The sequence below is a fragment of the Enterococcus cecorum genome, from assembly GCF_052119425.1.
Classification (GTDB): Bacteria; Bacillota; Bacilli; order Lactobacillales; family Enterococcaceae; genus Enterococcus_E; species Enterococcus_E cecorum_C.
Genome location: NZ_JBQKFH010000057.1, coordinates 1 through 10,452, shown reverse-complemented (window position 1 = coordinate 10,452; position 10,452 = coordinate 1). Strand labels below are relative to the sequence as shown.

Here is a 10,452-nt window from a genome sequence, read left to right as displayed (position 1 = left end):
CTTTATTTTTGTATTCACTTTCAAAAGATAAATAGAGATCTTTCCACTACTATCTAAATGGAAAGACCTCTATTTTTTCACATAGGGGCTACTTTTGGGTCAGCCCCTTTTGCGTTTTATAATTTTTCTTTGATGAGATAAATGCCTAAACCAAGGACTAAGCCAAATACTGCAGGCACAATCCAGCCCATGCCAATATCAGAGAATGGCAAAGTATTCTTAGCAAATTCAATCATTTTTTGAGTTATGCCGGCATTTTGAATCCACGCTGGCGAACTTTTTAGGCCATCGATTATTGCAGGAATAATCGTAAAAATCGTAACAGTTTGATAAACGATTGGATTGTTTTTGAATAACGGGCCACTAACTCCTAGTAGTACTAAGATAATGGCTAATGGATATAGGAACATTAACACTGGCGTACTATAAGAAATAATACTGGTTAAACCGACATTCGCGATAATACATGGAATAATCGAAACACCAGCAATTAAAGTCGAATAACTTAAGCTTGGGAATAATTCGGCAAAAGTTTCAGAAAAGGCGGTGGTTAAGCCAATGGTTGTCTTCAAACAAGCCACGATAACGATTAATGCTAAAATGATACTTCCACCTGTTCCTAAGTAGTAATGTGCGATTTGCGCTAAGGCAATACCACCATTTTCACTTAAGTCAAATTTACCCATGCTCATTGTTCCCATTAAGCTTAAGAAAGAATAGATAATTCCCATTAACAGAACACTTACTGCACCTGATTTAAAGGTGTCAGCGGTAATGGTACTTTTCTTAGTGACGCCTTTATTTTTTAAGGTATTGACGACGATAATCCCAAAAGCTAAGGAAGCCAAGACATCCAAAGTGTTATACCCATTTTGGAAACCAGTAAAGAAGGCATGGTTACGATAGTTTCCAAGTACTGTGATATCGTGAATATTAGCCATTGGTTTGACAAAGGACATCACGATTAAAATAGCTAAAAGTACTAAGAATAACGGATTTAAAAATTTACCTACATAGTCTAATAGCTTACTTGGATTGCGTGAAAACCACCAAGACAAAGCGAAAAATAGAATACTAAAAATTGCTAAAAATAAGGTCTTTTGGTTTTCCGCGACAAATGGGGTTAAGCCGATTTCAAAGGAAGTAGCTGCTAGACGAGGCATTGCAAAAAACGGCCCGATCACTAAATATAATGCGACGGTAAAGAAGTAGCCATAGCCTTTATGCACGCGTGAGGCTAAGTCAAATAAGCCATTTTCACCGGAAATTCCGATAGCAATAATCCCTAAGAATGGTAAACCGATTCCAGTGATTAAAAAGCCAATAATCGCTGGCCAAACATTGGCGCCGGCTTCTTGTCCCATGTGCACAGGGAAGATTAAGTTTCCTGCTCCAAAGAATAATCCGAATAACATGGAACCAAGATACAAATAATCTTTTGATGATAATTTCTTTTCCATTTTAAACCTCTTTTCAAAAAGAATTGAATAAATTGTATCTAATTTTGCTAAAAATGACAATCCTATTTATTTTAGATAGAGTTAATTTTAATGATATTTTCATCAAACGCTAATGAAATGTGTTGATATCATTTGCTTAATATTTTTTATTCTCATTTGTTAATTGATAGCACAATGTCTTAACTAAATATTCTGAGTTATTTATTAAATTAATGAAAAAAGACTAGCCAAATGCGACTAGTCTTACTTTTCAATTGCCTATTTATCGTTAAGGACACGATGTAAGAAGGCTTTCGTGCGTTCTTCTTTTGGTGTATTGAAGATTTCCTCTGGGGTACCTTCTTCAGCGATAACGCCTTTATCCATGAAGATGACACGGTCTGAAACTTCTTTCGCAAAGGCCATTTCGTGGGTAACAATAATCATGGTTAAACCAGTTTTTGTTAAGTCTTTCATGGTTTTTAAAACTTCGCCGACCATCTCAGGGTCAAGTGCGGAGGTTGGTTCATCAAAGAGCATGACATCTGGATTCATAGAGACCGCACGCGCAATCGCCACCCGTTGTTTTTGCCCCCCTGATAATTGGGCTGGTTTTGCATTTAAAAAGCGGGACATACCGACTTTTTCAAGGTTTTCTAAAGCAATTTTTTTCGCTTCTTCACGATTTCTCTTTAATACCGTGACTTGTCCAGCAATACAATTTTCCAATACGTTCATATTATTGAATAGATTAAAGGATTGGAAAACCATCCCTAAATGAGTACGATATTTTGGTAAATCGTATTTTGGGCTTAAGATATTTTCACCTTTATAAAGAATTTCGCCATCGGTTGGTTTTTCGAGTAAGTTGATACAGCGTAAAAGGGTGGATTTACCTGAACCAGAAGAACCGATAATCGTGACAATTTCACCTTTTTTCACTGCTAAACTAACATCTTTTAAGACTTCATTATTTCCAAAACTTTTTTTCAAGTGGTTAATTTGAATAATTGCAGACATGTCTAAATCCTCCCTTATTTTTCTTCGTCCATTGGTACATAAGCGCTAGGTCCATCGATTTTCTTTTCCAATAAGCGTAATAGGCTTGTTGAAGTTAAGGTCATCACTAGATAAATCACAGCGACGATGGTGAACGTTTGGAAGAACATGTAGTTAGTTCCGGCACTTGTAGAACCTGCAAAGAATAAATCCGGCACACTGATAACACTTAACACCGCGGTATCTTTAATGTTGATGACTGTTTCATTACCAATGGCAGGTAAGATATTGCGCAATACTTGTGGTAAAACGACTTTCATCATGGTTTGACGGTGGTTCATACCGATAGCTTGTGCGGCTTCGAACTGACCTTTATCTACAGCGAAGATCCCCCCACGCACGATTTCAGTCATATAAGCCCCTGTATTAATCGAAACAATCAATAACCCGGCAACGACACGGTTCAAATCAATATGGAAAGCTAGGGCTAAACCATAGAAGATAACCATCGCTTGTACCATCATTGGCGTGCCGCGGAAAACTTCCACATAAATGGTAATAATCACATTTAGGACTTTTTGGAAGAAACGCGAGACAGGATTTTCTGAAGTAGGTAGCGTTCTAAATACCCCGATTAATAAACCAATAATCGTTCCTACAAAGGTTGAGAAAATCGCGATTAATAAAGTCATGCCCGCCCCTTTAAGGAATAGGGTACCGTATTGACTTAAGATTTGTTTGAAAGTAGCGATTAAACCAGTATCTTCATTTTCATCAGTTGAAGAAGGCTGATTAGCAATGGCAGCATCCATTAATTTTGTGCGCTCTTTAGCAGAGATAGTCGCTAAAATTTGGTTGACTTTTTGTACATCGCTATCTCCTTTACGCATCCCGACAGCGACTTGTACATCTTCTGGATTGGTTTTGAAGCCTTTATCATCGGCGAACTCAATCATTTTGAAATCTTTATTGACATTGCTTGCAGTGACGCCTTCTGGTCTTTCGCTCACATAACCATCAATAATTCCCGAAGCCAAGGCCACACGCATGCTTGAAAAATCTTTTGAAGCTTGTTGTTTTTGGACATCAGGGATTTGATCGATGACTGTATAGTGGAAAGTATTTAATTGGGCAGTAATTTTTGCCCCTTTAAAATCTTCAATCGACTTAGCATTGGCATATTTTCCATTTTTTTGTGTGACCATAATTAAGTGTGATTCGTAGTAAGGATCCGTAAAATCAATTTGTTTGGCACGTTCGGCTGTTGGACTCATCCCCGCAATAATCGCATCTAATTTGCCAGATTGTAAGGCAGGAATTAAGCCATCCCAAGAAGTAGGGACAATAACTAATTTTTTGCCTAAGCCATCTGCAATACGTTTGGCAATTTCGACATCATAACCGCCAGCATAGGCATTTTTTTGACCAGCAATTTCGACCGCATCATGTTTATCGTTGGTTTGTGTCCAGTTAAATGGTGCATATCCAGCCTCCATTCCGACTCTAAATTCATTGGCAGGAGTTTTATCATCGGCAAATACTGGTAAACTAGTGACAAATAGTGTAATTAGTGTCAGTAAAAAGAATAAGCCTGCACGTTTTTTCATTTGAAATTCCTCTTTTCTTCTTTTTTTGAATAATTTCTCTTGTTAAGAAGTACTTGAATAATGAAAGGCAAATTTACTACATCTTTTAGCTAAACAAAAAAGCAGCCCTTTCTATGCTTAGAAAACGACTGCTGAAATGACTACAATCCTTTTCACTAAACATAGCTCATCTTAGAAATCTAAGACAGTGTGCAAATTATTCACTTGCACCCCAACACATTCTTTCAAGCAATAAAGAATGGTTTCGGCAGTATTTCCTAGACTTACTTCCACGTCTTGCTTGACTCCATAAGCTTAATAAATCCTGCGACCTCTACTTTTTAAGTGAAGGAAACTATTCAATTAATCCTTTTATAGGGTAGTTGAAAAGTTGTGTTTTGTCAATAGAAATGTAAAACGAATTTTCATCTAAACGTTTTCATAATAGATAATAATTTTTACGAACTATTTTCTGAAATTTCTGTTAAGATAGATAATCAATGATATAATAAGAAAAAAGAAGAGAAAGTAGGGAGTAAGATGCTAGCGATTACGATAGAAGAGGCAGTGGAAATGATTCAACAAGCCAAACATATTACTTTTCTAACCGGAGCGGGGGTATCGACGGCTTCAGGGATTCCGGATTATCGCTCGTTAAAAGGTGTGTATCATGGATTAGATCAACCAGAATATTTGTTGAGTCATACGTGTATGCTACGAGAACCAGAAAAGTTTTATGAATTTGTCCAAAAATTGTATCATCCTGATGCGAAACCTAATGTCATTCATGAAAAAATTGCCGCGATGGAAAAAGAGAAAGATTGTTGGGTGGTTTCGCAAAATATTGATGGGCTACATGAAAAGGCTGGAAGTCAACATTGTGTGAATTTTCATGGCAATATTTATGACTGCTATTGTCGCAAATGTCATCAAAAAGTTGATTATCAAGATTATATGCAATCAGATGTGCATCGTGATTGTGGGGGCCAAATTCGTCCCGGGATTGTACTATATGAAGAAGGTTTTACCCAAGATGTGTTGGATAGTGCGGTCAATGCAGTGAGAAATGCGGATTTAATCGTGATTGTGGGGACGACTTTCCAGGTACACCCATTTTGTGATTTAATCCATTACAAACGGTCAGATGCCAAAGTTTTGGTCATTAATCAAACCCCCATCTATTTACCAATCCAAGCATTTATGTTACAAAAGAATGCAGTAGAAGTATTTGAAAAATTATAAGAAAAAGGTGATGTTGTGAGAACAGAAAAAGAGAAAATGATTGCTGGCGAGTCTTATTTTTCAGGAGATGCCGAGTTAGTCGCAGATCGCAAACACGCAAGAAAAATGATGCGTGCCATAAATCAAGAGACAGATGGCAAAAAACGCAGCGAATTATTGAAACAAACCTTTGGCAAAACTGCACAAAATCTATATATGGAACCTAATGTGCATTTTGATTATGGGTATAATATTTCTGTGGGTGAGAATTTTTATGCCAATTTTAATGCGGTGTTGTTAGATATTTGTCCGATAACGATTGGCGATAATTGTATGTTAGCGCCAAATGTTCAATTATACACAGCCTATCATCCAATTGACCCTGTTGAACGAAATAGCGGTTATGAAAATGGTGCGCCGATTACCATAGGAGATAATGTGTGGATCGGTGGAAATTCGGTGATTTTACCAGGAGTGACGCTAGGGGATAATGTCGTTGTCGGTTCAGGTAGCGTAGTGACTAAGAGTTTTCCAGATAATGTAGTGATTGCGGGAAATCCTGCGAAAATCCTTAAAGAAATTCCTAAGAAAGTGGAAGAAAGTGCTGAAAACCTTGAGTCTTTACGCAAAACGATTGACCAAATTGATTGTCAAATCGTAAAATTATTGGAAGAACGGATGGATGTGGTTTCGTCAATTGCGGATTATAAAGCAAAACATCAATTACCGGTTTTAGATGAGGATAGGGAAAAGGCTTTATTAGGAAAAGTTTCTAAGTTAGTTCACAAAGAAGAATATCAAGCAACCATTCGTGATAGCTTTGGTGATTTAATGAAGCATTCAAAAGATTATCAAATGGAACGTATGGGGGGAAAAGACAATGATTGAAGGTCAAAAACGAAGAGAAATTATTTTAGAGGAGTTATCTAAAGCTACCAAAAATGTGAACGCCACACAATTAGCAGAAAAATTTGGTGTGAGTCGCCAAATCGTGGTAGGCGATATTGCTTTGTTGCGAGCGAGCGGCATAGATATTGTTTCTAATTCTAGAGGTTATCGCTTAAACAAAAAATCTACTGGTTTGTTAGAAACAAAATTGGCGGGAAAGCATCGTCCTGATCAAGTGGAAGAAGAATTACGACTAATTGTTGAAAATGGGGGTACCGTGGTTGATGTGATTATTGAACATGAACTATATGGTGAAATCAAAGGGACTGTGGATATCAAAAATGACGCTGAGGTAACGGCCTTTTTAAATAAGGTAGAACAAGCACATGCAACTTTGCTTTCTAGCTTAACAGATGGCATCCATTTACACACCATTCAATATCCAAATGAAGAAACCTTAGTCAAGATTAAACATTCCTTATCGAAAGCCGGCATCTTACTGGAAGAAAATGAATAATGATAAAAGAGACGCTCAAATCACTATTGGTTTGAACGCCTCTTTTGATTTACTCTAAAACTAATACATCTTTATCTAAGCTAAATGGGTTTTTGGCATTAATATGATCATAGAACATGACACCGTTTAAATGGTCGATTTCATGTTGCACGACGATGGCTGGATAATTTTTTAAACGAATCTTTTGTGTTTCACCATTCATATCGGTATAAGTCACAGTGACGCGTGCATGGCGAACCACATATCCAGGTACTTCGCGGTCAACGGATAGACAACCTTCACCATCTGCTAGACATGCATCTTGGACAGAGTGACTGACGATTTTAGGATTATACATGACGGTTTCTAAAATTGGTTCTGGTTGTTCTGGATTATTACTAGGCACTAAAAGCGCGATGATTCGCTTTTTAATGTCTAATTGGGGGGCAGCCAAACCAACACCACCACGTAATTCATATTTTTCAGCCATTTCAGGATCTTGGCTATTATGTAAAAACTCTAACATATCTTTACCTAACTGGATATCTTCTGCTGTTAAAGGGACAGGCACTTCATCACAGACAGCACGCAAAGTAGGGTTACCTTCACGAATAATATCTTTCATTGTTAACATCTAAATGCTTCACTTCCTCAATTTTTTTCTAATAAGTATTCTATCATAGCTTGATTTTTTTTACCAATCGCACAAATGTTTCTTAAATTTTCTAAAGTTTTCAAAATTATCTAAATATTTTATTTTTTTAGAAAAAAGATGCAATGAATGGTTGACCGATGAATTTAGCTATTGTTATAATTATTAAAACAAAGGAGGATTAAAGTGAATTTACCTCAAGCTTTTATCGATAAATATCAGCACTTACTTGGTGATGAAGCCGAGGCGTTTTTGACAGCTTTAACTCAAGAAGAAGTGCAAAAAGGATTTCGACTCAATCCATTAAAGCCCCATGCTAAGGAAATGTTGGCCAAGTTTGATGGTCGTACCTTACCACAAGCGCCTTTTGCTAAGGATGGCTACGTAGGCGAAATCAGTGGAAAATCTATCTTGCACCAAGCAGGTTATGTCTATTCTCAAGAAATTAGTGCCATGATTGTTGCGAGTGTCGCAGATGTCCAACCTGGTGAGCGTGTATTAGATTTATGTGCGGCCCCTGGTGGCAAATCGACACAGCTCGCTGCAAGTCTAGCCAACCAAGGTTTATTAGTGGCGAATGAAATCTATCCAAAGCGGGCAAAGATTTTAGCTGAAAACTTGGAACGTTGGGGTGCCCAAAATACAGTAGTCACCAATCACGCTCCGGCCGAATTGGTTGACTTTTTCCCACAATTTTTTGATACGATTGTCATTGATGCGCCTTGTTCAGGTGAAGGCATGTTTCGTAAAGATGAAGAAGCTATCCAACAGTGGCAAGCAGATACCCCAGAAATGTGTGCCGCACGTCAAAAAGAAATCTTGGACGCAGCGGTACGGATGTTAAAAAAAGACGGCATGCTCGTTTATTCGACTTGTACCTTTGCCCCAGAAGAAAACGAAGAAATGGTTAGCTTCTTGGTAGAAAATTATCCATTTGAAATTGTGCCATTATCCATCGAGGGGACATCTCCTGGCCGTAGTGAGTGGGGAAGTGTCGCTCATCTAGAAGATACGGTGCGAATTTGGCCGCATTTAAATGAGGGTGAAGGACATTTTGTGGCGAAACTACGATTAACAGAAGCCGTTATTTCTGATGGTATACCGAAACAAAAGACAAAGAAAGCCAAAAAAGGGAAAAATGCGTCAAATGATGGTTTGAATAAAGAACAGCAAAAAGTGATGCACGATTTTACCAAACGCTGGCCTCTGCCTTTTGAGGGGAAGCTAGTTCCTTTTAAGGACAATTTGTGGCTTTTACCGCAAGAGATGATAAGTTTAGAAAAATTAAAAGTGCTTAAACCAGGCTTACAATTAGGGGTCTTTAAGAAAAACCGCTTTGAGCCAGCATTTGCTTGGACGATGGCAATTGCGGATGTTTCGGCTTATCCTAGTTGTCAGATTACTTTGGAAGATTGGCAACGTTATGTGCGTGGCGAAACTATTCTCAAAGAAGGAAACCAAGGCTGGGTCGTGCTAGTTGTTGATCAAATTCCTGTAGGTTTAGGCAAACAAGTCCAAGGAGTCGTTAAGAATTTCTATCCTAAGGGCTTACGTTTTCAACCATAAATGAAGCAACTCTCCAAAATCAGCGGAGGGTTTGCTTTTAAACTAAAATTGATTAAATTGTTTGAAAAATAAAAACAATCAAGCAAATTTAAAGGAGAAACATATTGGAGAAAAAATTAAGTTTTAAAGAAATATTTTTTATCGGATTGATGATTTTTTCGCTTTTCTTTGGTGCGGGAAATCTGATTTTTCCAGCAGAATTAGGAGCTAAAGCCGGCGAATCAGTCTTTGCTGCAATGGGCGGATTTTTAATTACTGGCATTGGCTTACCGACGATTGGCTTATTATCGCTCGCTTTTGTCAGTAAAAAAGGGCAACCTGAAGATATCGCCATCAAAGTACATCCAATTTTTGCCTTATTATTAACTTGCGTGACGTATTTGGCAATCGGCCCCTTGTTTGCTGCACCACGAACAGGCTTAGTTTCCTTTGAGATAGCGGTCGTGCCGTTTTTACCTAGTGGCCCAAAAGCCTTGTTTTTATTCTTGTTTAGCATTCTCTTTTTTGGGATTGTTTATTATTTAGCCCTTTATCCGAATCATTTTGTGGATCGTTTTGGCAAATTAATTACGCCGTTTTTATTAGTCATATTAGGCTTATTTATTGTTACTAGCTTTTTGCATCCCATTGCCAAAGAAGCTAAGCCAAGTGGCAATTATGCGACTTTACCTTTTGCCACGGGACTTAAACAAGGTTATTTGACGATGGATACGATTGTTTCGGTCATTTTTGCGACATTGATCATGAATGCGACCAAAGCGATGGGAATCAAGAGTGCTAAACAAACGCGAATGATTATCTTAAAAGCTGGTTTAGTATCAGCCACTTGTTTAGGAATCATTTATTCCGGGATTGCGATGATTGGTGCAACAAGCGGAATGAGTCAACACGTCAATGGTGCGGTGATTTTATCAGCGATTAGTCATCATTATTTTGGTAACTTTGGAAACATTTTATTTGGAGTGGTGGTATTATTGGCGTGTTTACCTACAGCATCAGGTGTATTAACTGCTTGTTCGTGGTATTTCAACCGTTTATTCCCACAAGTGAGTTATAAGCAATTTCTGACGGCATTTACTTTATTTAGTGCTGTTGTCGCAAATATCGGCTTGGACCAACTGATTAAAGTGTCGATTCCAGTCTTAAATTTCATTTATCCGATTATGATTGTGTTAATCTTGTTAGGATTTTTAAGTAAAGTCATCTACTGTAGTCAAGGAATGTATGTGGGGGCTGTGTTATTCACTTCAATTATCGGCTTAAATGATGCCTTTAAAGCGATAAATCCTCAGCTTGATTTCTTGAGTTGGCTTGCTTTGCCATTGAGTAATCTTGGTTTTAGTTGGGTCGTGCCAGCAGTACTTGGCGGATTGCTTGGATTTCTTTATAGCAAGTGGCGTCAACGTAAAACCCCTGTTTATCAGCAAGCAAAACAAACAGTGAATAATTAACAACCATACACATAATAAAAAAAGGCGGAAGTCACAATGTGAGTGTACCGACCCCCAAAAGTTAGACCATAAAATCTAACAATTGGAGGTCGGTATTTTTATGTCCAAATATTCTTTTGAGTTTAAAAAGCAAGTTGTAAATGCTTATCTTAAT

9 protein-coding genes and 1 riboswitch are annotated in these 10,452 nt (G+C 37.7%); of the genes, 5 read left to right on the top strand and 4 right to left on the bottom strand.

Annotated features, from left to right (window positions below):
- Positions 1-116: 116 nt before the first annotated feature.
- The 3 genes from brnQ (ACTQZM_RS10935) to ACTQZM_RS10925 all read right to left on the bottom strand — a co-directional run bounded on the left by brnQ (ACTQZM_RS10935) (position 117) and on the right by ACTQZM_RS10925 (position 4,045).
- Positions 117-1,460, bottom strand: a complete 1,344-nt coding sequence (gene brnQ, locus ACTQZM_RS10935) for a branched-chain amino acid transport system II carrier protein (protein ID WP_441653789.1) — start codon at positions 1,458-1,460, stop codon at positions 117-119.
- 258 nt (positions 1,461-1,718) lie between these two features.
- Positions 1,719-2,459, bottom strand: coding sequence for an amino acid ABC transporter ATP-binding protein (locus ACTQZM_RS10930; RefSeq protein ID WP_016250939.1), 741 nt, complete (start codon positions 2,457-2,459; stop codon positions 1,719-1,721).
- Positions 2,460-2,473: 14 nt separating this feature from the next.
- Positions 2,474-4,045, bottom strand: a complete 1,572-nt coding sequence (locus tag ACTQZM_RS10925; protein ID WP_441653788.1) for an ABC transporter permease subunit — start codon at positions 4,043-4,045, stop codon at positions 2,474-2,476.
- Between the two features lie 154 nt (positions 4,046-4,199).
- A riboswitch (Lysine riboswitch) is annotated at positions 4,200-4,369 on the bottom strand.
- A gap of 195 nt (positions 4,370-4,564) precedes the next feature.
- On the opposite strand from ACTQZM_RS10925, the gene ACTQZM_RS10920 reads away from it, so the two are divergent.
- The 3 genes from ACTQZM_RS10920 to ACTQZM_RS10910 are packed head-to-tail and all read left to right on the top strand — an operon-like array spanning position 4,565 to position 6,650.
- Positions 4,565-5,266 (top strand): NAD-dependent protein deacylase, encoded by a 702-nt coding sequence (locus ACTQZM_RS10920; protein WP_441653787.1) that lies wholly within the window; start codon positions 4,565-4,567, stop codon positions 5,264-5,266.
- Positions 5,267-5,281: 15 nt separating this feature from the next.
- Complete coding sequence (locus tag ACTQZM_RS10915) at positions 5,282-6,133, top strand: chorismate mutase (RefSeq protein ID WP_441653786.1); 852 nt, start codon at positions 5,282-5,284, stop codon at positions 6,131-6,133.
- Complete coding sequence (locus ACTQZM_RS10910; RefSeq protein ID WP_441653785.1) at positions 6,126-6,650, top strand: transcription repressor NadR; 525 nt, start codon at positions 6,126-6,128, stop codon at positions 6,648-6,650. Before ACTQZM_RS10915 ends, ACTQZM_RS10910 begins: the two co-directional genes overlap by 8 nt.
- Before the next feature lie 49 nt (positions 6,651-6,699).
- Here ACTQZM_RS10910 and def read toward each other — a convergent pair whose 3' ends face one another.
- A complete protein-coding gene (def, locus tag ACTQZM_RS10905; RefSeq protein ID WP_441653784.1) occupies positions 6,700-7,263 on the bottom strand; it encodes a peptide deformylase in 564 nt (187 codons plus the stop codon).
- Positions 7,264-7,467: 204 nt separating this feature from the next.
- Between def and ACTQZM_RS10900 the strand changes: the two genes are divergently transcribed.
- Together ACTQZM_RS10900 and brnQ (ACTQZM_RS10895) are read left to right on the top strand one after the other, a co-directional pair.
- Positions 7,468-8,847, top strand: a complete 1,380-nt coding sequence (locus tag ACTQZM_RS10900) for an RsmB/NOP family class I SAM-dependent RNA methyltransferase (protein WP_441653783.1) — start codon at positions 7,468-7,470, stop codon at positions 8,845-8,847.
- A 104-nt stretch (positions 8,848-8,951) separates the two neighbouring features.
- Entirely contained in the window at positions 8,952-10,298 is a 1,347-nt protein-coding gene (gene brnQ, locus ACTQZM_RS10895) for a branched-chain amino acid transport system II carrier protein (RefSeq protein ID WP_441653782.1), read from the top strand.
- Positions 10,299-10,452: the final 154 nt, after the last annotated feature.